Here is a 24,021-nt window from a genome sequence, read left to right as displayed (position 1 = left end):
AAACGTGGAGGTGAATCTCTGCAGAGACTCCGAGGCTTCGGGCTCGCTTGGACCGGACTTTACACAGTGTGTCTGGGAGCTTGAGACCCTTGAGACGACCCGGCGACTGGGGGAGCACCTGCTGAGGAAACTGCCAAGGGGAAGCATCCTGTTGCTCCAGGGAGAACTGGGTGCAGGCAAAACCTCCCTCGTGCAGGGCCTTGCACAGGCCTGCAGCATCACGGAACCGATCACCAGTCCGACCTTCGCCTTGGCCCAGCACTACCCGGACGGGAATCCGCCCCTCGTGCATCTCGATCTCTACCGACTGGAGGCTCCTGGGTCAGCGGATGAGCTGTTTTTGCAGGAGGAAGAGGAGGCGCGTGCCCTCGGGGCCCTGATGGCTGTGGAGTGGCCGGAGCGACTGGGACTTCAACTCCCGGAGGCCTGGCGGTTGGAGCTCACCTATCTGCAGACAGGACGACGGGCTCAGCTCAAGCCACCCAAAAACGCCTCCACCTGAGCTTCTGTGGGCTGCGGATCAATGCCACCCGCACCTCCACAAACCAGGGCGCCGCAGGCGGCCGCAAAACGGATTCGCTCTCTGGGTGCTGCAGCCCAACGGTGCAACAGACCAGCCGTGAAGGCATCACCAGCACCGGTGGTGTCCACCACCTGCGGCGGCTGAAAAGCAGGCTGCGTGCCAGATGCACCATCCATCCACCAACGCACCGGTTCTGCCCCGTCTGTCACCACCACATCCGGAGCCTGAGGGAGCTGAGCACTGATGGCCTGCGGGTCCGTTGAGCCGAACAACCAGATCGCCTCCTCCCGCGCCAGCTTGATCAGGGCCGCTTGCTCCAGCAGCGGACGCATGACTGCGATGGCATCAGAGGACGGACCCGCCGCGGGATCGGCAGCGGCATCCCAGAACGTGGGTCGCCAGTTCACATCCAGGGCGACGGCGGTGCCGTGCTGGCGGGCCTGATCCAAGACGGCCTTCAGCGTTGACGCCGATGTGGCAGTTGCCAAGGGGATGGTGCCCACCAACAGCCAGCAGGCTCCCTTTGGAAGGTGGATGGGACCCAACGCCTGATCAGCAAATCCCTGGCCTTGATCGCCGGCAAACCCCTGAAACTGGCGTTCTCCTTTCTGGTTGCGACGCACCAAAACGATCCTGGACGGGCGATCCGGGTTCATCTGGAGGCCGGAGCTCTCGACGCCGCGCTGCTGAAACAGAGCTGAAAACTGTTCGCCAATGAGGTCATCACCTAGGCAACCGAAAAACCCCACCGGTGTACCCAGTCGGGCTAGACCACAGGCCACATTGGCGGGCGCTCCGCCAAGGCGATCATCCACAGGACCGTCGACCGCCGGGTCACCACCAAGGGGACCCAGACGATCGACCAGAGCTTCACCCAGGCAGACGACCATCGAGGAGAGCTGCACCAGGGATTGTCAAGGCTTCCCTCAGGCTGACCAGATCAGCCCAAGCTGCCAAGCAAGGCCTCAATGATCCGTGCGTTGGCGGCTGGGAAAGGGAAATTCTTCAGTTCCTCGGGCCGCACCCAGCGCACCTGCTGGCTGGCCAACGGCTGGGGATCTCCTGAAACCCATGTGCAGAGATGCACCACAAAACGCAATTTCTTGTGGCTGTAGGCGTGATCGACGGTGATCAATTCGGCGCCGACCGTCACAGCAATGCCAAGTTCCTCCTGCAACTCTCGGGCAATACAGGTTTCGATCGTTTCGCCCTCTTCCAGTTTTCCACCGGGGAACTCCCACAAGCCGCCGAGAAGCCCCTTCTCCAAACGCTGGTCGATCAACAACTCTCCTTGGGCATTGAACACAACACCGACGCAAATGACCTGAAAGGGCAGGGGTTTCTGGGCATCGCTCATCGGCCAGCTGGTCGGATCGCCGGCAGCGTAAGCAGCGCAACTGGACTGCCACGGACACCTCCCACAGTCGGGGTTGCGGGGGGTACAAACCGTTGCCCCCAGATCCATCAACGCCTGGTTGGTATCCCGAGGCCTCAGCGGATCAAGCAGGGCTTCGCTCCAAAACCAGAACATGGCCGCGTCCCTGGCCGGAGGGCGCGGATGGGCCGTCAATCGCGCCAACACCCGTTTGACGTTGCCATCGAGGATCGGCAACCGGAGATTGAAGGAACTGGAGAGGATGCTGCCCGCGGTGGTGCGGCCGATGCCCGGCAAGGCCATCCACCCCGCCAAAGTGCGGGGCCAGGGTCGACCCAACAGCAGCTGTGCCGCCTCATGCAAACGGCGAGCCCGCGAGTAATAACCAAGGCCCTGCCATTGCAGCCGAACCTGCTCGAGAGATGCCGCGGCCAATGCGTCCAACGTGGGGAAAACAGCCATCCATCGCTCCCAGTAAGGGAGCACAACCGACAGCTGGGTTTGCTGCAGCATCACCTCAGCAATCCAGCACTGCAGGACATCGAGATGTTCGTGGGGTTCAGGCCACCTGCCGTTTTTGGTGAACATCCACGGCTTGAGCGCATGATCCTTCCGGCCATGCACTTCCCACCAGGCCAGCAGAGCCCGGGTCATCGGCGGTGCCGCACCAGCAGACAGACCGGTCATGGGAGAAGTCTGCTGGGCCATGCCTTGCGTCACAGGAATTGGCGTGACCAAGCGAAGTGCTAGCCATACCCTGCGGATCCTTTTCCATGACCCAACGAGGACGTCTCCAAGCCAGCCCGATGGAGCGGAGTTTTGAGCGGCTGATCTGGAAGTTCCGGTTGATCACACTGATCCCCGTAGTCATGAGCTTGTTGGGCAGTGTGAGCTGCTTTGCGATCGGCACCTATGCCGAACTCAGCGCGCTCAACAAGGTTCTACAGGGCCATTTCACCTACACCAACAGTACCCTTCTGATCGGCAAGGTGGTCGGTGGAATCGACTACTACCTGATCGGCATCGCCTTGCTGATTTTTGGTTACGGCATTTACGAGTTGGTGATATCAGACATCGATCCCTGCCAGCAGGATCCTTCCGAGATTCGGCGCAACCTACTGAACATCGAATCGTTGGATGGACTCAAACAAAAACTGACCAAAGTGATTGTGGTGGCATTAATCGTGACCGCCTTCAAATCTATGGTGGGATTCCAAGTCAGCACAATCACTGAGTTGCTGATGTTCTGCGCTGGTGTGTTGATGCTGGCCTTCAGCGCCTGGCTGCTTGGGCAGACCAGGAGCCACTGAGGTCAAACCTCCTAGGTTCTCGTCACCTTGCTGAATGGCGTGACCCACTCGCGCGACCTCTGGAACTGGAACGGCCATGCACTGGGTTGGTCGTTGATGGGAGTGACGTCAGCACCTTTCGCGGTTCTGCTCATCCATGGATTCGGAGCCAACACCGAGCATTGGCGTTTCAACCAACCGGTGCTGGCGGAGCTGGTACCCACCTACGCCATTGATTTGCTGGGGTTTGGGCGCAGTGATCAACCCCGGGCCCGCTTGAAGGATGAAGCGGAGCAGGAGGGATCGGTGCACTACGGCTTTGACCTCTGGGGGCAGCAGGTGGCGGACTTCTGTCGAGAGGTGATCGGTCGACCGGTGCTGTTGGTGGGCAACTCGATCGGTGGTGTCGTGGCATTACGGACCGCGCAACTACTTCAGGATCAATGCCGAGGTGTGGTGCTGATCGACTGTGCTCAGCGGCTGATGGACGACAAGCAACTGGCCACGCAGCCAGCCTGGATGGCCTGGATCCGACCGCTGCTGAAAACGATGGTGCGACAGCGCTGGCTGAGCACAGCGTTGTTCCGCAATGCCGCCCGCCCTGGGGTGATCCGCAGCGTGCTGAAGCAGGCCTACCCCAGCGGCAACAACATTGATGACGAGCTGGTGAACTTGCTGTTCCAACCCACCCAGCGTGATGGTGCAGCAGAAGCCTTCCGAGGCTTCATCAACCTGTTCGACGACCATTTAGCACCGGCTCTCATGCAAAACCTGTCTGTGCCGGTACATCTGATCTGGGGAGAACAGGACCCATGGGAACCTCTAGCTGAAGCACAACAGTGGGCCAAGAGCATCAGTTGCGTAAAATCATTAACGGTCATCAAAGGCATGGGTCACTGCCCCCACGATGAGGAACCAATCGCAACTAATGCTGCCTTAAAAAAAATAATAGGATAATGCCAATAGACGCCAAATCAAAACACCTGACTCATCGATGCTAACAATATGCTTTCAACACACATTGATCCATTCTATTTCGTTTTTACCCTCAACAATTCTGGCAGCACCGTTTTCAGTCAACTGCTTGCCAATAATATACTTGATGGATATCTTCCCCCGCACGGAAATAATGAGGGACAGTGGATACCCGAGGTTACCGACATGATGAGAAAAGATCCATGGAACCCGCAAACAAAAATGGACTGGGAGTTTATTAAGTCAACATGGAGGAAATATCTAACAAATGCAAGCAAGAAAATTTTTATCGAATCAAGTCCCCCAAACATGATTCGCATTAAATCAATCCAGGATTATTTCAAACCGAAGGGCGCATGCCTTTTCATCAGCAATCCTTACCTGCACATATCTTCATGCATTCACCGCTACAGCAAAAATGAAACCTTCAAAAATGCAGCGCAAAGATTAAGCTATTCATGGCTTGACAAAGCAAAATTTCAACTAGAAAATGTACAAAATTTCCAAAACCTTCCCCTAATAAAATATGAACACTTCTGTGTGCATCCAGAGCAAGCAGCTCAAAAAGCCTTAAAGCAACTTCAAAAGAATGAAAAGAATAAAATTATAACCACAAATATTAAAGGCAAAAAAAATACGCTCATGAAATCAATCACAAACATGACTCCACGCCATCTAGCATTTTTAGGAGACGAAGGCATTGACATCATCAACACAATTCTTTCCGAACATCCAACAACTCTCTATCAATTAGGCTATGAACTTATTGGCCACAAAAAAGCAACGAGAATCCTTAACAGCAATTTATTACAGGCATGCCAGGGAACAACAAATCGCCGGCAATGGGAACAAATACATCAAATTTAATCAATAAAATATCCCTCAAAATAAAATGGAATCCTTCCCTTTACCTCAAACCAAAATAAAAATGCCAATCAATCAATTTCACAATTCACAAAAAAATATTCTTTACTCGCCAGAGCACAAAATTACTTTTATTTCAAATCCCAAAGTAGCTTGTTCTACCATAAAGAATTCAATGCTTGGAGGCTTTGATGGCAATGTTCATAGTGAGGCAGAGAAAAGATTTGGTCTTCCGCCAAACTTAGATCATGATTTTTTTTGCATCACCCGAAATCCCTTCAGCAGAGCTCTTTCTTGCTTCAAGAATAAAATAGGACCTAATAAAGAAATTAATCCTAGTGCCGTCTGGCATCCATTTTGCAAACGATTTGGATTTGAAAAAGACAAACAGCCAACTTTCTGTGATTTCTTAAGGGCACTCCTTAATGACCCTAACCCAGAAACAATGGATATGCATTATAGGTGCCAACATTTTAATTTGCACCACTCAGATATTACTCCAAGATACACCGCAAGGATTGAACATTTTAATGATTTAGCTCACTACCTTCGATCACACAACATATGGATCAAAGAAAAGAATGCTCATAAAACAGGTGCCTTAATTTCATACATTAATGATATCAATAAGCAAGAAGAAAAGCTAATAAGGCGATTTTACATGCAAGATTTTATTATTTATGGCTATGATGAAAAATTGAAAACGAAAAAATATCCCGAACCGTTATTCCAAGAACAAAAAGTAAGCTTAAGATACAGAGAAAGTTTCTCCAATCTCAACAAAATTAACTAGCAACGTAAGCCTCAACCTGATCGCTGATTCGGCGTAGGCCGGCTAGACCGTCCCGCTCCAGATTGCGGACACGATCGCGGCTCATGCCCAGGATGCGGCCGATGCCGGTGAGGCTCATGGGGTCTTCGCCATCCATGCCGTAACGCATGCGAAGCACCTGCTCCTGCAGATGGGGCAGTTGACCCAAGAGGCTGCGCAGGTCTCCTTTCATGCAGTCCTCTTCAACCTGGTCACTGGGCAGATCAGCATCACCAGCCAACAGCTCGAGGAGCTCGGTGTCATCCCCATCACCGACCTTCATCTCGAGGCTCACGGGCTGACGAGCACGGCACATCAGATCCTTGACGTCGTCCTCAGGAAGTTCCACATACTCAGCCAACTCGGTGACGGTAGGAGTGCGGCCCAGCTCCTGGCTCAGCTCCCGCTGACCCTTCTTGAGCTTGTTCAACATCTCAGTGATGTGAATTGGCAGCCGGATGGTGCGGCTTTTCTCAGCAATCGCCCGGGTGATGCCCTGACGGATCCACCAGTAGGCATAGGTGGAGAACTTGTAACCACGGGTGGGGTCAAATTTCTCCACACCCCGCACCAAACCGATCGTTCCCTCCTGGATCAGATCCAGCAGTTCCATGTTCCGCTTGGTGTACTTCTTGGCGACACTCACAACCAAGCGCAGGTTGGCCGCCACCATGCGCTCTTTGGCGCGACGTCCATGCTGCAACTTACGCTTGAGCTGGAGTGACGTGAGACCTGATGCCTTTGCCAGCTTGTCGGCTGAGGGCTTGTCGCCGTCGCGACTTTCCAATTCAGCCTGCATCGACTCGATGTCCATCAAGTCTTGAACTTGGCGGCCAAGGGTGATTTCCTGCTCGTGGGTAAGCAGGGGAACCCTGCCGATGTCACGCAGGTAGGAACGGACCAGATCAACGTCAACACTGACGCCGCGGGAGGCAGTCGCAGGTTTTGAAGCAGTGGCAGCTGCGGGAGCCATGGCGCTTCTTTGAGTTATGTAAAGCGTACCCCTAAGAATCGTAAAGGAGCTCTCAGGACAGTATGACTGGGGCGATTTGGGTAGAAATACCTGCAGCCGTCAGCAACTGCGGCAAGTTGACCAGCAGCCATTCCGCTGTCTTGAGATAGATCAGGGTGCCGGCCACATCCGTGCAAGTGGTGATGAACGGGGTGGACATCAGCGCCGGGTCCAACCCCATCCGGTCAAACAGCAGTGGAAAGGCCGCACCGGCGGTGGCTGCCAGGGTGGTGATCGCCAGCAGGCTCATGCCCACCGACAAGCCCACCAGAGGGCTTTCGCCGCGCCACCAGGCGAAGGGCACGACCAGGATTATCATCAAAATCCCCAGCAGGGCGCCGGCCATCGCCTCACGACCCACAGCCTTCAGCGGTCCCAAAGCACTGATGCTCTGGGTGCTGAGGCCGCGGATCACCACGGTGGAGCTCTGGGCCCCCACGTTCCCCCCTGTGCCGCCGAGTAGCGGAATGAAGGCCGCCAACAGCACAACCTTCTGCAACACCTCCTCGTTGGCGGCAATCACCTCGGAGGTGAAAAAGCTGGCCACTACTAGCACCGCCAGCCACACCACCCGGCGACGGGCCACGGTGAACAGGTTGCTGCTGAAGTAATCGTCCTCATCACCGGCCTGAACGGCACCGGCGGCATAGAGGTCACGGGTGGCCTCCTGCTCGATCACGTCGATGACGTCATCCACAGTGACGATGCCGACCAGCCGCTGCTCCAGATCCACCACGGGCACCGCCAGAAAGTCGTAGCGCTGGATCGTGCGGGCCACCTTCTCCTGATCGGTGTTGGTGCGAACGCTGAGCACCTCCTCCGTCATCACATCACGGATCAGGGTGTCGGGATCAGCCGTCACCAGATCTCGCAACGACAGGATTCCGGTGAGCCGGCGTTCGTTGTCGGTGACGTACAGGGAATAAATGGTCTCAGTTTCGCGAGCGCGCCGACGGACGATGTCGAGGGCCTCAAGGGCGGTCTGGTTCTCCTTCAGGGCGATGTACTCGGTCGTCATCAGACGACCGGCGGTTTCCGCTTCGTAGCCGAGAAGCTCAGCGGTGACCCTGCGTTCCTCCGGGCTGAGCTGGTCCAGCAGCTGACGCACCACCTTGGCCGGCAGTTCTTCAAACAACTGCGCCCGGTCGTCCGGCGACATCTCTTCCATCACCTCCTGCATCTCGCCGGAGCGCAGCAGGCTCAGCAGGTTCTGCTGGGTGACGGTGTCGAGGTATTCGTAAACACTGATGGCCTCGTCCTTGCTGAGCAGGCGAAAGGCAATGGCCTGAAGGTTCTGGGGAAGATTGCCAATAGCCTCAGCCACATCCACAGGCTGCACCGGCTCCAACAGCAGCTTCACCGCGTCGTAATTCCCGACGCTGAGCATCGCTTCAAGCTGCCGCGTCACCACTTCCGCCAGCAGGTGATGTTCCACGGTGACGCCCGCTGTGATCTGCCCGGTTCCCTCTGTCATTGCTCACCAGCCGGCGCCCAAGTGTATGGCCGTTACAGCCGGTTATCCTCGCCGCAACTTCCCCCTGTTCAGCCATGGCGATCAGCGTCAGCACTGTGACCGTCACCACCCCCGACGGCAGCAGCAAATCCCTGGGTGACTACGCCGGCAAGGTGCTCCTGATTGTGAATGTGGCCAGCCGCTGCGGCTTCACCAAGCAGTACGCCGGACTCCAGGCCCTCAACGCGGCCTACGCCGACAAGGGCCTTGCGGTGCTGGGTTTCCCCTGCAACGACTTCGGTGCCCAGGAGCCCGGCAGCCTTGAGGAGATCAAGAGCTTCTGCTCCACCACCTACGGCGCCGACTTCGAGCTGTTCGAGAAGGTGCACGCCATCGGCAGCACCACCGAGCCTTACACCACCCTCAACAAAATGGACCCCGCCGGTGACGTGGCCTGGAACTTCGAGAAGTTCCTGGTGGGCAAGGACGGCACGGTGATCGCCCGCTACAAGAGCGCTGTGGACCCTGAGGAACTCAAGGCTCCGATCGAGGCTGCTCTCGCGTCCTGAGCCGTCGCCCCAGGCTGAAACCCAGGGCTGCGGCTCCCAGCCCCAGCCCGAGGGTCAGCCCGATCAAGCCCAAGGCGGCGAGCCAATCACCAGTACTGAGGTGCTTCATGGCCGCCAGCATCCAGCTGCTGAAGGTGGTGAGCGAGCCGCAGAAGCCGATGCCGACAAGCAACTGACGCCGCGGTGCCGCAGGGCGTCCGGCCAGCAAGCCGAGCAGGGCTGCCCCCAGAACGTTCACCAGCAGGTTCTGATCCCCCAGATGCAGCGCAACCTGCCAGCGCAGCAAGGCACCGGGCACCGCACCGGCAGCCACCAGCAGCAACTCGATCAGTTCGCTGCGCAACTTGGAGGGCTGTTCAGCCATAGGCCCCTAGACCGTAACCAGCGGCGGCGGCGATCATCCCCGCCACGATGGAGATCAGGGCCAGAGCCGCAGCGGCCAGGACGTGACCGGCCCGCAACTCATTCAGGAGCTCCACAACAAAGGTGGAAAAGGTGCTGAGGCTGCCGAAGAAGCCCACTCCCATCAACAAGGCGATGCCGGTGCTCGTCGAACAACGCTCAACAAGCGCCAGCACAAGGCCAAGGGCAAATGAGGCGATCACATTCACCAAGAACGTGCCCCAGTGCTTCTTGGGCACCATCGGCTCGAAGTGATTCACCACCTTCAGCCGCAACCAGGCACCGGGGATCGCCCCAAGGCCAACCAGCACAACCTCAGGCGCGGATCCAGCCACGGCGTTGCTCACCAGCCAGGGTCTGGACCTGCAACCAGTCGCGGCCATCAGAGCCGGACCATCGACGCAGCAAACGCAACGAGGTGCCCACCGGCAACGTGTGCAACCTTGGGGCCACGCCCAGAGGGCTGACCTGCAGCGGCGACTCGGCATTGAGATGCAGCGGACCACTGCCGCTGCGTCGACGCAGTTGGGGCTGCCTGCAATCACCACCACCGGCCGGCAGCGCTGCGGGGGCCATCAAGGCGACACCCAACAGCCAGCTCCAGCGCAAGAGTCCACCGATCTGGCCAGCGCCCGAATGAGCAGATCCTGAATGAACAGTCCCCATCAGATGTCGAGGGCCGCCATGTCGAGCTCGGCACTGTGGGTTTCGATGAATTCCCGCCGTGGTGCCACTTTGTCGCCCATCAGGATCGTGAAGATGCGATCCGCTTCCAGTGCATCTTCAATCTCCACCCGCTTCATCGTTCGAGTGGTGGGATCCATCGTGGTTTCCCACAACTGCTTCGGCATCATTTCGCCCAGGCCCTTGAAACGCTGGATGGTGTAGTTGGCCTTCTCACCGAAGCTCTGCAGTGTTGCCTGTAGATCACCTTCGTTGTAGCAATAGGTGTGATTCTTTCCACGCTCCACTTTGTAGAGCGGTGGGCAAGCAATGTAGATATAGCCACCTTCCACCAAGGCTTTCTGGTAGCGATAGAAGAAGGTGAGAAGCAACGTACGGATGTGGGCGCCGTCCACATCGGCGTCGGTCATGATCACAACGCGGTGATAGCGCAAATTCTTCACGTCAAAGTCTTCACCCTTGATGCCCAAGCCAAGGGCAGTAATGAGTGCCTGAATCTCGGTATTTTTGTAAATCTTGGCGTCATCGGTTTTCTCAATGTTGAGAATTTTGCCGCGCAGTGGAAGGATGGCCTGGAAGCGGCGATCACGGCCCTGCTTGGCGGATCCACCAGCGGAATCACCCTCCACGATGTAGATCTCGGATTCGCTGGGATCCCTTGAACTACAGTCCGCCAGCTTGCCCGGCAGGGTTGAACTCTCCAGAACGCTCTTGCGGCGCACCAGTTCACGGGCACGGCGGGCCGCTTCGGCTGCATTGAAAGCCTGAATCGCCTTCTCCAGAATCAACCCGATCACCGAGGGGTTGAATTCCAGGAACTGGCTGAGGCCTTCACCCACCAGGTTGTCGACAATGCCGCGGACTTCGGTATTGCCGAGCTTGGTTTTGGTCTGGCCCTCAAATTCCGGCTCAGGCACCTTCACCGACAGCACCGCGGTGAGACCTTCGCGGATGTTTTCACCCGCCAGGTTGGAATCCGATTCCTTGCGCTTGCCTAATTTCTTGGCAAAGGCATTCAAGGTACGCGTGAGAACGGTCTTGAGACCTTCAATGTGCGTACCGCCATCCACGGTGCGGATGTTGTTGGCAAAGCCAAGGATGCTGTCCGAATAGGCATCGGAGCACCATTGCAGAGCAGCCTCCACCTGCACACCATCTTTTTCGGAATTCACATGAATAATGTCTGGATGCAAGGCATCTTTTTCCTTGTTCATGTAAGCGACATATTCCTTGATGCCGCCTTCGTAGAAATAGATTTCCTCGTGGACCTCGCCCGCCTCATTACGGGCAGATTCCCGTTCATCGCGGAAGACGATCCGCACACCGCCATTGAGATACGCCAGCTCGCGCAGACGAGCCGAAAGGGTGGCGTAATCAAAAACGATGCCGCCGGTAAAGATCTCAATGTCCGGCTTGAAGCACACGGTGGTGCCCGTTTCGCCGGCCTCGTTAGCAGGCTGGTCCTCAGAAGCCAGGCTGCCGATGGCAGCACCACGCTCGAAGCGCTGACGATGCACCTGCCCCTGACGGCGCACCGTCACCTGGACCCATTCACTCAGGGCGTTGACGACGGACACACCGACGCCGTGCAGACCGCCGGACACCTTGTAACCGCCAGCACCGAACTTGCCGCCGGCATGCAGCACGGTGAGCACCGTTTCCAGGGCGCTCTTGCCGGTGCGCGGGTGAACATCAGTGGGGATGCCACGACCGTTGTCGCTGATGGATGCGGAACCGTCCTCGCCGAGGATCACCAGGATCCGGTCGCAATGGCCCGCCAGGGCCTCGTCCACCGAGTTGTCCACCACCTCATACACAAGGTGGTGCAATCCACGCGGCCCGGTGGTGCCGATATACATGCCTGGGCGCTTGCGGACCGGCTCCAGGCCCTCCAGCACCTGAATCTGCTCAGCGCCGTAGGCGTTCTGGACCTTGGAAGCGTCGCTCATGCAGAAATGACTAAGCCTGAAAACAAGGTTCTGGGCTGCCTCAACAGACCTAAACCTTGATCTGGCAATCTCAATCTACCACCGGCTGTCTATAGAGGCATCTAGAGGCCTCTGAAGCGCCGTTCCATCCTGGGGTGCACCCCCGTACGATCGTTGACGCAGCCGGAACCTTTGGTGATCACGTTGCTGGGGCCCACCGCCAGTGGCAAAACAGCCCTGTCGCTGGAGATCGCTGAACGGCTCAACCTGCCGGTGATCAACGTGGACTCCAGGCAGCTGTACCGGGAGATGACCGTGGGCACCGCCAAACCAACGGCGGAGCAACGGGCGCGGGTGCCGCACCATCTGTTGGATCTACGCGACCCCGATCAGCCGATCACCCTGCAGGAATTCCAAGCCGAGGCGGAGCCCTGCATCCAGCGCGAGCTGCAAAGCCGAGGCATGGCACTGCTGGTGGGCGGTAGTGGCTTGTATCTCAAGGCCCTCACCAGTGGCCTCAAACCACCGGCGGTGCCACCGCAGGCGCAGCTGCGTGAGCAGCTGCGCCAATTGGGCCAAGCGATCTGCCATCCGCTGCTCCAGCAGGCCGATCCAACGGCCGGCGCCAAGATCGCCCCCGCTGATGCCGTTCGCACCCAACGGGCTCTGGAGGTGCTGTACGCCACCGGTCGATCGATGAGCAGCCAGGCCACTGCAGCACCACCGCCCTGGCGGGTGCTGGAACTGGGGCTGGATCCAGCCAACCTGCGCCAGCGCATTCAGCAGCGCACCGACCAGCTCTACAGCGACGGGTTGGTGGAGGAGACCCGGGAACTTTCGGAGCGCTACGGCGCTGATCTGCCATTGCTGCAGACCATTGGTTACGGAGAAGCCCTGCAGCTCCTACAAGGAACGATGAACCAGGCGAAAGCGAACCGAATCACCACCCAGCGCACTCGGCAATTCGCCAAGCGACAGCGCACCTGGTTCCGCCGTCAGCACCAGCCCCATTGGCTGGAGTCGGCTACAGAACTTGATCAGGCGATGACGTTGATCGAGCAGCATCTAAGGTGAAAGATGTAGACGTTGTGATCGTTGAATTGTCTGCATCTGTCCCTGTCTCCGCCTGAATGCCCCCACGCCCCCGTTTTGACCGTCGTGCTCCTGTTCGGGAGCTGCCCAACATCAACGACCGGATCAGCTACCCCCAATTGCGGGTGGTCGACTCAGATGGCAGTCAGCTCGGGGTGATCAGCAGGGAGGAAGCCCTGGATGTGGCCAAGGAGCGCGAGCTGGACTTGGTGCTGGTGAGCGAGAAGGCCGATCCGCCGGTGTGCCGGATCATGGATTACGGCAAGTTCAAATTCGAGCAGGAAAAGAAGGCCAAGGAAGCCAAGAAGAAGTCGCATCAGACCGAAGTCAAGGAGGTCAAGATGCGCTACAAGATCGACCAGCACGACTACGACGTGCGGATCGGTCAGGCCGTGCGTTTTCTCAAGGCCGGCGACAAGGTGAAGTGCACGGTGATCTTCCGCGGCCGGGAGATTCAGCACACGGCGCTGGCGGAAACCCTGTTGCGCCGCATGGCGAAGGATCTGGAGGAGAAGGCTGAGATCCAGCAGGCTCCCAAGCGCGAGGGTCGCAACATGATCATGTTCCTCACGCCGCGCAAGACTCCGTTGGTGAAGAAGGAGGAAAAGGAGGCGGCACCGACCAAGGCGGTGCGCACCATCCCGGCACCGCCGCGGCCCACCGCTGTCAAAGTGGCCGCCCAGCAGGCCTAGGCCAGCATCAGCTGCCATCCCAGAGCGGACGCTTCGGCATCAAAGCTGCCGCGCGCTTCGCACATGAATCCGTGATCCATGCCGTCAATTTCGATATAGCGAAGCCGCTCGCCTGAGGGATCAGCAGTGGCCAGGGCCGAACGGATTGTGGTGCGGTCCTGCTCGGGGATTAGCGGATCAGCGCTGCCGCACACACAAGTGAGCTGGCCGGCCACCTGCGGCAACAGCTCCAGGGAGGGTGCACCACCACCGGGACGCATGCGGCTGACGCCAGCGCCGTAGAAATCGAAACTGTGGCGGATCTGCGGCAGCGTGGCCGCTAGCAGGGCGGCGTGGCCCCCGAAGCAGAAGCCGGCCAGGTCGATGGCGGCATTGGGGCAGCACTGCTGCAACCAAACCACGGCCGCTGAAACATCGCTGAGGATTTGCGAAGCGGTGGCGGCGTCCTTATGGGCGCGCCCTTGGGCCAGATCGGATGTTTTGTAAGCGAGCTCCAGATCCGGGGCGGTGCGGGCAAACAGGGGCATGGCCAACGCCGGAATCCCCTGCGCCGCAAGGCGATCAGCGACCGATCGGACCCAGGCATTCACACCGAACACCTCAGGCAGCACGATATATAAACGATTTGCAGTGAATATCTCATTGATATCGTGCCGCCAATGGGAGGGTCTGGACCACCAGCAACGCAGTGACAGCGGCCCATTGGCCACGGACACCCAGCCAGCGCTTGTTGAGTCGGAAATTGTCACAGGTCCACAGGACACACCCCCAATTGTCACCACGGGGATCGCTCCTTATGGTGGCCGCATTCCCACCTGGCCCACCGGCGTGCGATTCCACATCCAGCAGGAAAGCGACATCCCGGCGTCGACCCAGCTCTACAACCAGATCTGCTTCGCAATCGCGGCACGTCACTACCCCCCCGGCCACCGCTTGCCGAGCACCCGCCAGCTGGCGATGCAAACCGGTCTGCACCGCAACACGATCAGCAAGGTGTACCGACAGCTCGAGACCGACGGCGTGGTGGAAGCCATGGCCGGCTCGGGCATTTATGTGCGCGATCAGCAGAAGCCCCGTGAGATCAAGACCCCTCCCCACATCCGCAACCGCGGCGTCACCGATCTCGACCGGGAGGTGCGCAAGTGTGTGGACGGCCTGCTCAACGCCGGCTGCACCCTGCAGCAAACCCGTGAACTGCTGACCCGCGAAATCGACTGGCGGCTGCGCTGCGGCGCCCGCGTGCTGGTGAGCACTCCCCGAGAAGACATCGGCGCTTCGATGTTGATCGCTGAGGAACTGGAACCAAGCCTCGATGTGCCCGTGGAGGTGGTGCCGATGGAGGAGCTCGAGAGTGTGCTGGAGAGCTCCAGCAACGGCACTGTGGTGACCAGCCGCTACTTCCTCCAACCGGTGGAGGAGCTGGCCAAAAAGCACAGCGTCCGCGCTGTGGCGGTGGACCTCAACGACTTCCGCCACGAGCTGGCGATGCTGAAGGAGCTGAGGCAGGGCAGCTGCGTGGGCCTGGTGAGCATCAGCCCCGGCATCCTGCGTGCCGCGGAGGTGATCCTTCACTCCATGCGCGGCAACGAACTGCTTCTGATGACCGCTACGCCGGACGTGGGCAGCCGCCTGCTCGCATTGCTGCGAGCTTCCAGCCATGTGCTCTGCGACCGCCCCAGCCTGCCGTTGGTGGAGCAAAGCTTGCGGCAGAATCGCTCTCAACTGATGCGCATGCCGCAGGTGCATTGCGCCGAGAGTTACCTCAGCCCCGATACGATCGAACTCCTCCGGAAGGAGATCGGCCTGCAGACCCCAGCGGCCGCCAGCTGACTCACCCCTGATGTTCGATCAGATCCGAGCCGATCTCGCCATCATCCGCGAGCGTGACCCGGCAGCTCGTGGTTGGCTTGAGATTCTGTTCTGCTATCCAGGATTTCAGGCCATCAGCCTGCATCGGCTCAGCCACCATCTCTGGCACAGCTCTTTGCCGTTGAAACTGGCTGCCCGCTGCCTCAGCCAAATCGGCAGGGCGCTCACCGGCATTGAGATCCACCCGGGGGCAAGGATTGGTCACAGCGTGTTCATCGACCACGGCATGGGGGTGGTGATCGGCGAAACGGCTGAGGTGGGGCCTCGCTGCCTGCTGTATCAGGGGGTGACCCTGGGCGGCACCGGCAAAGACCACGGCAAGCGTCACCCGACCCTGGCGGAAAACGTGGTGGTGGGAGCTGGCGCCAAGGTGCTCGGAGCAATCAACGTGGGTGCCAACACCCGCATCGGTGCTGGTTCGGTGGTGGTGCGCGATGTGGAGGCGGACTCCACCGTGGTGGGCATCCCAGGCCGGGTGATCCACCAAAGCGGCGTGCGAATCAACCCCTTGGCCCACTCCGCCTTACCGGATGCGGAAGCCAATGTGATCCGCAACCTGATGGAGCGGATCGATGAACTGGAAAGCACGGTCAGCAATCTGCAGCGCTGCCTACAAGAGTTAGCGGCAGGACGAAATATTCGAGAAGAATGCTCAGGCGAATCACAAAGCCTCAAAGATCGCGAAATTATGGAATTCCTAGGCGATCAATAATCTGATGAAAGTAGTTTTAACAGTTTTATGCCGTGACGAAGAAGATATTATTGATAGTTTCTGCAAATTTCATCTTAACAAGGGTGTTGATCATATTGTAGCAACCGACAATGGGTCTGTTGACAAAACAAGGAGTATTTTAAATAAATACGCCCAAAAGGGACTTTTAACACTTATCGACGAACCAAAACATAATCATGACCAGGCAATATGGGTTAGTCGAATGGCAAAACTTTCGACAACCAAGCTCAAAGCCGACTGGATTATTCACAGCGATGCCGACGAATTCTGGTACCCAAAAACCAGAAGCCTGAAGACAGCATTAGGCGACATAAAGCAATCAATTAATGCCCTGAAAGTAAAAAGAACAAATTTCTTGCCACCAAGCCATCAAAGTGATCCAACACAACCATTCTGGCAAAGCATGCAAATTCGAGAACATGCATCTTTGAATAGTTTAGGCAATCCTCTTCCACCAAAAATTTGCCATCGAACGATAGAAGATGCTTTCATAGAGGATGGAAACCATCAACTGAGTAGCGTTTCAACCCGCATTTCCTACTCAGATACAAAAAACATTGAAATCTTGCACTTCCCAATTCGGAACTATTGGCAACTAGAGCGGAAAATCAGACAAGGCACAAAGGCACTGGAATGCAACTCTAGGATCCAGAAGAATATTGGTGAAACCTGGAGACATTTATACTGGAAATACCTTAAAACCTACTCATTGTTCGAGTATTATTGCAACCTGAGGCCAGACGAAATTGGCTTACAACAGAAGATTGCCGAAAATATACTTGTCAAAGACAAGAGAATTCAACAGCATTTCTCTAATAATATCCCAAGACCTGCAAAACAGTTACTTCAATTCGTATCCCAGTAAACGATAGTCTCGACGGTAAAAGTGGAATACTTTCTGCTTTAAGTTCATCAGATCGCCCTCAGTCATCCTAGGAATTTCACTAACAGGACGCTGATGCCGCATGAAATTGATTGGCTTATCATACTTAACAGAGAGCCAATTCTCCAGCAAAGATAGTTCTTCAAATCTAAAGATTCGAACTTTTTTCAAAACATCCCCTAATGACAATGAATTAGAAGTTGGTCGAAAGAAGGAGACTTGCGAGTTGAGATGAGGATGACGCGCCCAACGTGCAATCTTAAAATAGTCAGATAAAGAAAGGTCTTCTAATTCGCACAAAGAGCGCCAACGAACATAGGTACATAGATCTGGGTCTTTACGACGGAAAGAAGAAAGAAAACGAGTCCACGGATCACGTACGACAGTAAAGATTTCATAATCAGCGAATTCAGCACCCAAGAGGTACTTAATTTCATACAATTGAAGGTGCTGCAGGAAGTTACTAGAAAAATTTTTTCGTAATAGACTTGGACTTTTAATCTGGCCAAACAAATTTAAGAGATTCTCATTCCTCCAATCACCAAATATATTGAGAGCAACTTCAATTGACGTTCCCGCTGTTTTGGGAATGTGAACAAAAATCAGTTTTGCCTGGCGATCTACCGGCACTTGCTCTTATAGTCATAAAAAATTAACATAGCACACGCGAAGACACTAAACAGCAGCTTCACGACAACATATGGCTTCAAAACATCCAAAATTTATTGGCATCATTACCGGCAAAAACAATGCAGTGTTACTGAAATATCTGATGCCAGCCTGGATCAAGGAAGGTCTTGAAGTAATTTATGTAGATCGAGGCTCACAAGATAATTCCATTGAGATTGCAGAGAGATTCGTAAGTGACGGAGTCATAGATCTATTCTCATTCACAAAAGATACGACTGAGACAGAACTAAAAATCGAAAGCTTAAAGAATCAACTGAAAGAACATTACGCTGATTCAACCTTTATAGAAATGAAAGCAACACAATGGATACATAGTCGCACTGCTGGCAAAAGTCTATGGGACTGCATATCACCATATACGAGCATGGACAATATAAATCTCCTTGCTAGTACATTTATTTTCCCAGAATGTAATTCCAAGCGAAAGTGGAGCCATTATTACCATTTTGAGGAAAGCAGATTAATTCGCATCTTTTCACCAAGATCTAACAGATATACATCAAGTTTTACAAAATTTATAAAATTGAGTAGAAGAGATAAATCAGTGAACTTAGGCAAGTGTGACATCGTAATCAGGGAATATATCGATTGTTTAGAAGCGGAGAGGATGGCAATACTACAGGCATCAATCAAATGCCAGCCTCGACCAACCCAAAGAAATTTATTATCACCAGACACTTCAAGAATAGAGATGCTTTCCCATAGAAAACAACGCCAATTGAATACAAAGAATAAGTCAAACACACATTATTGGAATTGGGAGGACAAAACAAAAGAAAAGCCTCCAGTAACGATCTTTGGCTTATACGGATGTGACAAGGATATAGAGTTCCTTGAAACTTTTTACGATTCAAAACTCTACACTGCAATTTCAAAAGATCCAAACTGCTTAATTATGGAAATCTGGGCAGGGGGTAATCATCAAACACAGCTAAAAGAACGGCGTTTAACAATCGACACGGACGAAAACTATGGCAACTTAAGTATAAAGACTCAGAAATTTATCCAGTACTGCTATTTAGAGTTTGATTTCACTCAAATCATTAAGTTCGATATAACATGCATGCGTCGCAACTTTCAAGACCCAGCATTTGAAGGTCGTCAGCCATTAGATCTAGAAGAACTTGAGAAATTTATTACAGCACAACTAAAAACATCGCTCAAGGGCAATCATTCAACTGAAATTAATGATCACTACAGCGGATTTCAACTGATCAAAAGTCCTTCCTTCGAGAATATAGAGACCTGGGCAAAAAAAAAGAAGGCTACGATCGATCCAAAAAAAGTATTTAAATCTGAAAGTCAAATACCCAGCTTCTACACTGGAAAATGCTATGTAATTAGCAAGGAGCTGTCAAAACTTGTTGCAAGAGAAGGCTATTCTATAGCGCATCAACATAAAAGATTTTTAAATGGGTCAGAAGATTTGATGATTGCAAGAATGGCGAATCATTTAATCCAACGTCCAGCAGATTCAGAGATCGCGTAGTGTAACTGCATCTTTTTTAACATTGATGATTCTCCTGGGAAAATTAAAGCCCTTCCACCAGTCAGGATAGGCATAACCTGGATGCAAAACGCGAGTTGGGGGATTCTGAATCATGTACCAATTCATGTGACTTTCATCGTGCCACAGCGGCATAACATGGTTCTTTAGATCTCGTTTGATTCTCCGAGCAAGGCGGCGACTCATTTTTAAAAACTCTATAGCTTTGCCACCCTGAAAACAATTTTGGAAATATGGACCATCATATGAATCTGGAACATATGCTAAACATTCTGGATTTCGATCAAAAGTACATTTGCTTGAAGTCTCGTGGACAAAAGCTGGATGAAGAGTAACAACACGCTCACCAAGTATTTCATCACCTACATCGACAAATTTCATATCGGCATCGACGTAAAAGATAAAGTCAAAATGGTCCAAAAGACTAGCGTTAGAGTTAAAGTATCGGTATCGATGTAAGGTAACCATGGGGAACGGTTCATGCGGTATGGCAACCGTTTTCACCCAATCTGATTCGTTCTTCTTTACCTGATCAGTGAACAATATGAATTCTTGTTCTTGTGATCCATGGTAATTAGTCTTAATACTGCGAAGACAATCAAGTGCTAGATCAAAGTAGCGATTTGTACCAATAACCAGCCAAGCAATCGTCACGACTATGAAGGCGAGTTTGGCTGGAACATGAACATCGAATAGATCACATTGCGGCGCATATTCGTCATCATCTCAAGAAACATATCATAGCCTTCATTTTTGTATTCAATCAGCGGGTCTTTCTGGCCATAGCCACGCAAACCAACAGATTCACGAAGGGCATCCATCGCCTGCAGATGCTCACGCCAAAGCGTATCAATCTGCTGCAGGATGAAAAAGCGCTCCGCCTCCCGCATCAGCCCTGGACGCTGCTGCTCAACCTGACCCTCCTTGATGTCGTAGGCGTTACGCAGTTGCTCCTGCAGGAATGCTTTGAGTTCCTCCATACCAAGACCCTTCACTTGCTCCGCCGTGAGATCCTCGAGCAGGTAGATGAACTCCTTGACCTTGCCCACGAGCTGCTCGAGATCCCATTCTTCCGGGGGCAAGTCGGGGTTGACATAGGCTTCAACAATCTCGCTCATCGTTCGTTCTCCGTAACCAATAACCTGTTTCTTGAGAGCGCGACCATCGAGGACCCTCCGACGCTCTGAATAGACAGCGCGACGCTGGTTGTTCATCACCTCGTCGTACTCAAACACCTGCTTGCGGATGTCGTAGTAGTACGTCTCCACCTTCTTCTGGGCGCCCTCCAAGGAGCGGGTGAGCATGCCGGATTCGATTGGCATGTCTTCTTCCACCCGGAAAGCATTCATCAGACCAGCCACCCGATCGCCCCCGAAGATGCGCAACAGGTTGTCGCCAAGCGAGAGGAAGAAACGCGTTGAGCCAGGATCGCCCTGACGGCCGGCACGACCCCGCAGCTGGTTGTCGACCCGGCGAGATTCGTGGCGTTCGGTGCCGATCACATGCAGCCCCCCGGCCTCACGCACGCGAGCTTCTTCCTGTTTGACAACGGCGTCATACTCTGCCTTGACGCAAGCAATGGCCTCCCTGAGGGACTGAATCTGCAGATCGTCGGTTGGTGCCTTTTCAGCAGCCGTGGCAATTCGTTCTTCAAGCTCAATCACCGTGAGGGCGCGATCGCCCCATTCCTTCACGAGATCGCGCGCCAACTGAGCCAAGACTTGATCCGAGTCGTCAGTGAGCTGACAGGGGTATAGGCTTTCTGTGGTACTGCCTGCAGACATCTGGGGAGCATCAGAGAAACCAGAAGGAGCACTGCTGCGCTGGAGTGGGAGTGGAGGTTTATGACCGTCTTCAGGCTTCACAAGCCGAGGCAGCAGCACCTCCCGCAACTTCAAACGGGCCATGTAATCGCTATTGCCGCCCAGGATGATGTCGGTGCCTCGACCAGCCATATTGGTTGCGATGGTGACCGCCCCAGCACGGCCAGCCTGGGCCACAATTTCCGATTCGCGTTCAACATTTTCAGGCTTGGCATTCAGAAGATTGTGAGGAATCTCTTGCTCTGCAAGCAGGGAGCTCAGCACTTCGCTCTTCTCGACTGATGTGGTTCCCACCAACACCGGCCGACCCTGCTTATGGATCTCAGCGGACTCGTTGGCAACGGCTCGCCACTTGGCCACCTCAGTTTTGTAGACCTGGTCAGCCCAGTCCTGTCGGGCCCTCACACGGTTGGTGGGAACAATGGTGGTTTGGAGCTTGTAGGTCTTCTCAAACTCCACTTCTTCCGTTTTGGCGGTGCCGGTCATGCCGGCCAAACGGGGATAGAGCAGGAAGAAGTTCTGGTACGTGATCGAAGCCAGGGTCTGTGTTTCCGGTTGGATCGGCAGACTTTCCTTCGCTTCAATGGCCTGGTGCTGCCCATCACTCCAGCGACGTCCGGGCATGACCCGACCGGTGAACTCATCAACAATCACCGCCTCACCATCACGAACGATGTAATTCACATCCTTGATGAACAATTCCTTTGCCTTGAGGGCATTGGTGATGTAGTGAGCCCAAGGATCCTTAGGATCAAACAAATCATCAACACCGAGCATCTGCTCAGCTTTCGCGAATCCCTCATCGGTGAGGGTGCAGCTGCGCTGTTTCTCATCAACTTCATAATCACCTTCGGGATCGATGCCCTCCTTCCCCATTTCGGCCGCCCGCTCGAGGGCCTGAACGACTTCAGATGCCTGCTGGTACTTCTCCTGGGGACGCTCCACTTGACCTGAAATGATCAGTGGAGTCCGCGCTTCATCGATGAGGATCGAATCCACCTCGTCAATCACGCAGTACTGAAACGGACGCTGGACCACTTCGCTGATGTCAGCGGCCATGTTGTCCCGCAGGTAGTCGAACCCCAGCTCAGAGTTGGTGGCATAGGTGATATCGCAGCTGTAGTTTCTGCGCCGTTCTTCCGGACGCATGTCCTGCTGGATCAAACCAACGGAAAGACCCAGGAAACGGTGCACCTGGCCCATCCACTCGGCATCGCGACGAGCCAAGTAATCATTCACCGTCACCACATGGACACCGCGGCCCGTCAGCGCATTGAGATAACTAGGCAGGGTTGCAACCAGAGTTTTACCTTCACCAGTTTTCATCTCAGCGATCTGGCCCTCATGGAGCACCATTCCACCAATCAGCTGCACATCGAAGTGGCGCATGCCGAGCACCCGTTTGCCGGCTTCCCTGACGACTGCAAAGGCCTCCGGCAGAATTTCATCCAATATGGGCCGTTGGTTCTCCAGGCTGCCGGCACTGGTGAGCCGTTCCCGGAAATCCGCCGTTTTGCCACGTAACGCGTCGTCAGACAAAGGGGCGATGTCCTCTTCCAGCAGATTGATGTCGGAGACGATCGGCTGGTAGCGCTTCAGCTTGCGGGCATTGGGATCACCCAGCAGGAGCTTGAGCATGGTGACGGCGGCTACCGGAATTAAGGGCTAAGCCTACCGAGAGACTTCAGCGGTACGGAGCAACCGATCAAGCCATGTGATGACCTGGCTTGCAGGGACGCCCTCCATGCAGAAGTGAGACTCTTTGAGACAGGAATCATTGCGGAAGCGGACGGCTTCACAGCCGTCGCAACTGAATGTTGAAACAGTTCGCTCACAGTTCGAGCTCCGTGGCATCCATAAGCGAATCGGGCTGGCTCCAAGGCCGGATGGATCATTACCTACAACAGCAAGGGTTGGCGTGCCGACTGCAGCTGCAATGTGCATCGGACCAGCATCAACACTGACGACAGCTTTGGCTTGAAGGCACGCACCTGCCAACTCAATCAAGCTCGTTTGACCACGAAGGTCGATCAAATCAGTGGTTGAAAGGAGAATATCTTCAAGATCACCTGCGTTGTAATCCTCCTGTTGACGCTTCGGGGGACTACCGACAAGCCCGACAGTGATAGCTTGCCTGCTACACCAAGAAAGAACTTCCTGCCAGTGAGCAGCGGGCCAGATCTTCGCCGCTCGTGTTGTTGTAACGTGAATTAATACATCTGGAGTGCTAAAGCTTGGAGGACGAGATGGGAGGCTGCAAGGACTATCAGGCATATCCAAAAAGGCCAAACGACAAAGCAGCTCGCCGATATAATTGCTCTTAAAGAAGTCAGGATAACGAGCTAAAAAAGCCGGAGAATCCCAATCGGGATCATTCAGAAAACGCTGATAAGGATGATCTCCCCATGGAAAAGACGAACGGCTGTTGAGAGATAGCGATGCACCCGCGACAAAATGAGGGCGCAACCAGCTAGCAAGGACTTGAGTTACGGGATTAAACCCGTCGCAGTTGATCAGCAAATCAAGAGGGCCAACTTCTGATAAACGCTGTGAGGCGGCTTCAGACAAGGAGGATAAAAGGTTTCCATCAGGTCGATCCCAAGAAAAACGCCAACTAATTTGCGGTAACTCAGTCTCAAAGTCTCGCGTGAGCTCACTACCCCAAAAATCAATGACAGGAGAATTGAAACGCTCTGCGAGAGCTTGTAAAAGCGGAACCGTTACGACAAAATTTCCAATCTTGCTCGAACCAAGTACGGCGATATGGGGCCGCTCACCCAATTCCTGACCGTGGTAACGTTCCATGAAGCCGCGCAGGGTTAGGGCTAAATTCTAATGAGTGGCACA

25 protein-coding genes are annotated in these 24,021 nt (G+C 54.7%); 12 read left to right on the top strand and 13 right to left on the bottom strand.

What is annotated here, in order from left to right; translation table 11 throughout:
• Positions 1-10: 10 nt before the first annotated feature.
• Positions 11-502 carry a tRNA (adenosine(37)-N6)-threonylcarbamoyltransferase complex ATPase subunit type 1 TsaE gene (tsaE, locus tag SynA1524_RS00820; RefSeq protein ID WP_186499428.1) on the top strand — a complete coding sequence of 164 codons (492 nt, stop codon included), beginning with the start codon at positions 11-13 and terminating at the stop codon, positions 500-502.
• On the opposite strand, the gene SynA1524_RS00815 is transcribed toward tsaE, so the two are convergent.
• Together SynA1524_RS00815 and mutT are read right to left on the bottom strand one after the other, a co-directional pair.
• Complete coding sequence (locus SynA1524_RS00815) at positions 469-1,413, bottom strand: carbohydrate kinase family protein (RefSeq protein ID WP_502707927.1); 945 nt, start codon at positions 1,411-1,413, stop codon at positions 469-471. The two genes, tsaE and SynA1524_RS00815, sit on opposite strands and share 34 nt — an antisense overlap.
• A 50-nt stretch (positions 1,414-1,463) precedes the next feature.
• On the bottom strand, positions 1,464-2,585 hold the full coding sequence (gene mutT, locus SynA1524_RS00810; RefSeq protein WP_286188618.1) for an 8-oxo-dGTP diphosphatase MutT: 1,122 nt from the start codon (positions 2,583-2,585) through the stop codon (positions 1,464-1,466).
• An 86-nt stretch (positions 2,586-2,671) separates the two neighbouring features.
• On the opposite strand from mutT, the gene SynA1524_RS00805 reads away from it, so the two are divergent.
• The 4 genes from SynA1524_RS00805 to SynA1524_RS00790 all read left to right on the top strand — a co-directional run bounded on the left by SynA1524_RS00805 (position 2,672) and on the right by SynA1524_RS00790 (position 5,819).
• Positions 2,672-3,208 (top strand): YqhA family protein, encoded by a 537-nt coding sequence (locus SynA1524_RS00805; RefSeq protein WP_186498546.1) that lies wholly within the window; start codon positions 2,672-2,674, stop codon positions 3,206-3,208.
• Between the two features lie 96 nt (positions 3,209-3,304).
• On the top strand, positions 3,305-4,144 hold the full coding sequence (locus SynA1524_RS00800; RefSeq protein WP_186499426.1) for an alpha/beta fold hydrolase: 840 nt from the start codon (positions 3,305-3,307) through the stop codon (positions 4,142-4,144).
• 48 nt (positions 4,145-4,192) lie between these two features.
• Positions 4,193-5,029 carry a hypothetical protein gene (locus SynA1524_RS00795; RefSeq protein ID WP_186498545.1) on the top strand — a complete coding sequence of 279 codons (837 nt, stop codon included), beginning with the start codon at positions 4,193-4,195 and terminating at the stop codon, positions 5,027-5,029.
• 25 nt (positions 5,030-5,054) lie between these two features.
• Positions 5,055-5,819, top strand: coding sequence for a sulfotransferase family 2 domain-containing protein (locus SynA1524_RS00790; protein WP_186498544.1), 765 nt, complete (start codon positions 5,055-5,057; stop codon positions 5,817-5,819).
• On the opposite strand, the gene SynA1524_RS00785 is transcribed toward SynA1524_RS00790, so the two are convergent.
• Both SynA1524_RS00785 and mgtE read right to left on the bottom strand, forming a co-directional pair.
• Positions 5,812-6,810, bottom strand: a complete 999-nt coding sequence (locus SynA1524_RS00785; RefSeq protein ID WP_186498543.1) for an RpoD/SigA family RNA polymerase sigma factor — start codon at positions 6,808-6,810, stop codon at positions 5,812-5,814. The two genes, SynA1524_RS00790 and SynA1524_RS00785, sit on opposite strands and share 8 nt — an antisense overlap.
• 52 nt (positions 6,811-6,862) lie before the next feature.
• On the bottom strand, positions 6,863-8,323 hold the full coding sequence (gene mgtE / locus SynA1524_RS00780; RefSeq protein WP_186498542.1) for a magnesium transporter: 1,461 nt from the start codon (positions 8,321-8,323) through the stop codon (positions 6,863-6,865).
• Positions 8,324-8,397: 74 nt separating this feature from the next.
• On the opposite strand from mgtE, the gene SynA1524_RS00775 reads away from it, so the two are divergent.
• Positions 8,398-8,871 carry a glutathione peroxidase gene (locus SynA1524_RS00775; protein WP_186498541.1) on the top strand — a complete coding sequence of 158 codons (474 nt, stop codon included), beginning with the start codon at positions 8,398-8,400 and terminating at the stop codon, positions 8,869-8,871.
• On the opposite strand, the gene SynA1524_RS00770 is transcribed toward SynA1524_RS00775, so the two are convergent.
• Genes SynA1524_RS00770 through gyrB form a run of 4 tightly spaced genes read right to left on the bottom strand, consistent with a single transcriptional unit; the run spans position 8,837 to position 11,906 of the window.
• Positions 8,837-9,235, bottom strand: coding sequence for a fluoride efflux transporter FluC (locus SynA1524_RS00770; protein WP_186498540.1), 399 nt, complete (start codon positions 9,233-9,235; stop codon positions 8,837-8,839). The two genes, SynA1524_RS00775 and SynA1524_RS00770, sit on opposite strands and share 35 nt — an antisense overlap.
• The gene (locus SynA1524_RS00765) at positions 9,228-9,608 is read right to left on the bottom strand and encodes a FluC/FEX family fluoride channel (protein ID WP_186499424.1); all 381 of its coding nucleotides are present in this window, start codon (positions 9,606-9,608) and stop codon (positions 9,228-9,230) included. Before SynA1524_RS00765 ends, SynA1524_RS00770 begins: the two co-directional genes overlap by 8 nt.
• Positions 9,589-9,939 carry an SH3 domain-containing protein gene (locus tag SynA1524_RS00760; protein ID WP_286188617.1) on the bottom strand — a complete coding sequence of 117 codons (351 nt, stop codon included), beginning with the start codon at positions 9,937-9,939 and terminating at the stop codon, positions 9,589-9,591. The genes SynA1524_RS00765 and SynA1524_RS00760 overlap by 20 nt, the downstream gene beginning before the upstream one ends.
• Entirely contained in the window at positions 9,939-11,906 is a 1,968-nt protein-coding gene (gene gyrB / locus SynA1524_RS00755) for a DNA topoisomerase (ATP-hydrolyzing) subunit B (protein ID WP_186498539.1), read from the bottom strand. The genes SynA1524_RS00760 and gyrB overlap by 1 nt, the downstream gene beginning before the upstream one ends.
• A 153-nt stretch (positions 11,907-12,059) precedes the next feature.
• On the opposite strand from gyrB, the gene miaA reads away from it, so the two are divergent.
• Positions 12,060-12,959, top strand: a complete 900-nt coding sequence (miaA, locus tag SynA1524_RS00750; RefSeq protein ID WP_186498538.1) for a tRNA (adenosine(37)-N6)-dimethylallyltransferase MiaA — start codon at positions 12,060-12,062, stop codon at positions 12,957-12,959.
• Positions 12,960-13,015: 56 nt separating this feature from the next.
• Positions 13,016-13,669: a translation initiation factor IF-3 gene (infC, locus tag SynA1524_RS00745; RefSeq protein ID WP_186498537.1), complete on the top strand. Its 654-nt coding sequence runs from the start codon at positions 13,016-13,018 to the stop codon at positions 13,667-13,669.
• Here the strand turns inward: infC and SynA1524_RS00740 are convergent.
• The gene (locus tag SynA1524_RS00740) at positions 13,666-14,280 is read right to left on the bottom strand and encodes a dienelactone hydrolase family protein (protein WP_353616563.1); all 615 of its coding nucleotides are present in this window, start codon (positions 14,278-14,280) and stop codon (positions 13,666-13,668) included. The genes infC and SynA1524_RS00740 overlap by 4 nt on opposite strands.
• A 217-nt stretch (positions 14,281-14,497) precedes the next feature.
• Between SynA1524_RS00740 and SynA1524_RS00735 the strand changes: the two genes are divergently transcribed.
• Genes SynA1524_RS00735 through SynA1524_RS00725 form a run of 3 tightly spaced genes read left to right on the top strand, consistent with a single transcriptional unit; the run spans position 14,498 to position 17,136 of the window.
• Positions 14,498-15,499 (top strand): GntR family transcriptional regulator, encoded by a 1,002-nt coding sequence (locus SynA1524_RS00735; RefSeq protein ID WP_186498535.1) that lies wholly within the window; start codon positions 14,498-14,500, stop codon positions 15,497-15,499.
• Positions 15,500-15,509: 10 nt separating this feature from the next.
• Positions 15,510-16,250: a serine O-acetyltransferase gene (gene cysE / locus SynA1524_RS00730; RefSeq protein ID WP_186498534.1), complete on the top strand. Its 741-nt coding sequence runs from the start codon at positions 15,510-15,512 to the stop codon at positions 16,248-16,250.
• Positions 16,251-16,254: 4 nt separating this feature from the next.
• Positions 16,255-17,136, top strand: a complete 882-nt coding sequence (locus SynA1524_RS00725) for a glycosyltransferase family 2 protein (protein ID WP_186498533.1) — start codon at positions 16,255-16,257, stop codon at positions 17,134-17,136.
• On the opposite strand, the gene SynA1524_RS00720 is transcribed toward SynA1524_RS00725, so the two are convergent.
• Positions 17,113-17,784 carry a sulfotransferase family 2 domain-containing protein gene (locus tag SynA1524_RS00720; protein ID WP_186498532.1) on the bottom strand — a complete coding sequence of 224 codons (672 nt, stop codon included), beginning with the start codon at positions 17,782-17,784 and terminating at the stop codon, positions 17,113-17,115. The two genes, SynA1524_RS00725 and SynA1524_RS00720, sit on opposite strands and share 24 nt — an antisense overlap.
• 70 nt (positions 17,785-17,854) lie before the next feature.
• Between SynA1524_RS00720 and SynA1524_RS00715 the strand changes: the two genes are divergently transcribed.
• Positions 17,855-19,333 (top strand): hypothetical protein, encoded by a 1,479-nt coding sequence (locus SynA1524_RS00715; protein WP_186498531.1) that lies wholly within the window; start codon positions 17,855-17,857, stop codon positions 19,331-19,333.
• On the opposite strand, the gene SynA1524_RS00710 is transcribed toward SynA1524_RS00715, so the two are convergent.
• From SynA1524_RS00710 to SynA1524_RS00700, 3 genes are read right to left on the bottom strand one after another with little or no spacing between them, the layout of a single operon-like run.
• Positions 19,319-20,005, bottom strand: a complete 687-nt coding sequence (locus SynA1524_RS00710; RefSeq protein ID WP_186498530.1) for a glycosyltransferase family protein — start codon at positions 20,003-20,005, stop codon at positions 19,319-19,321. The two genes, SynA1524_RS00715 and SynA1524_RS00710, sit on opposite strands and share 15 nt — an antisense overlap.
• Positions 20,006-20,007: 2 nt before the next feature.
• Positions 20,008-22,812 carry a preprotein translocase subunit SecA gene (secA, locus tag SynA1524_RS00705; protein WP_186498529.1) on the bottom strand — a complete coding sequence of 935 codons (2,805 nt, stop codon included), beginning with the start codon at positions 22,810-22,812 and terminating at the stop codon, positions 20,008-20,010.
• A gap of 33 nt (positions 22,813-22,845) precedes the next feature.
• Positions 22,846-23,979 carry a glycosyltransferase family 9 protein gene (locus SynA1524_RS00700; RefSeq protein WP_186498528.1) on the bottom strand — a complete coding sequence of 378 codons (1,134 nt, stop codon included), beginning with the start codon at positions 23,977-23,979 and terminating at the stop codon, positions 22,846-22,848.
• Between the last annotated feature and the right edge of the window lie 42 nt (positions 23,980-24,021).

Source organism: Synechococcus sp. A15-24, from assembly GCF_014280195.1.
Taxonomy (GTDB): domain Bacteria; phylum Cyanobacteriota; class Cyanobacteriia; order PCC-6307; family Cyanobiaceae; genus Parasynechococcus.
Note: the sequence above shows the minus strand (reverse complement) of the source record. Positions and strands in the feature narration are given on the sequence as shown.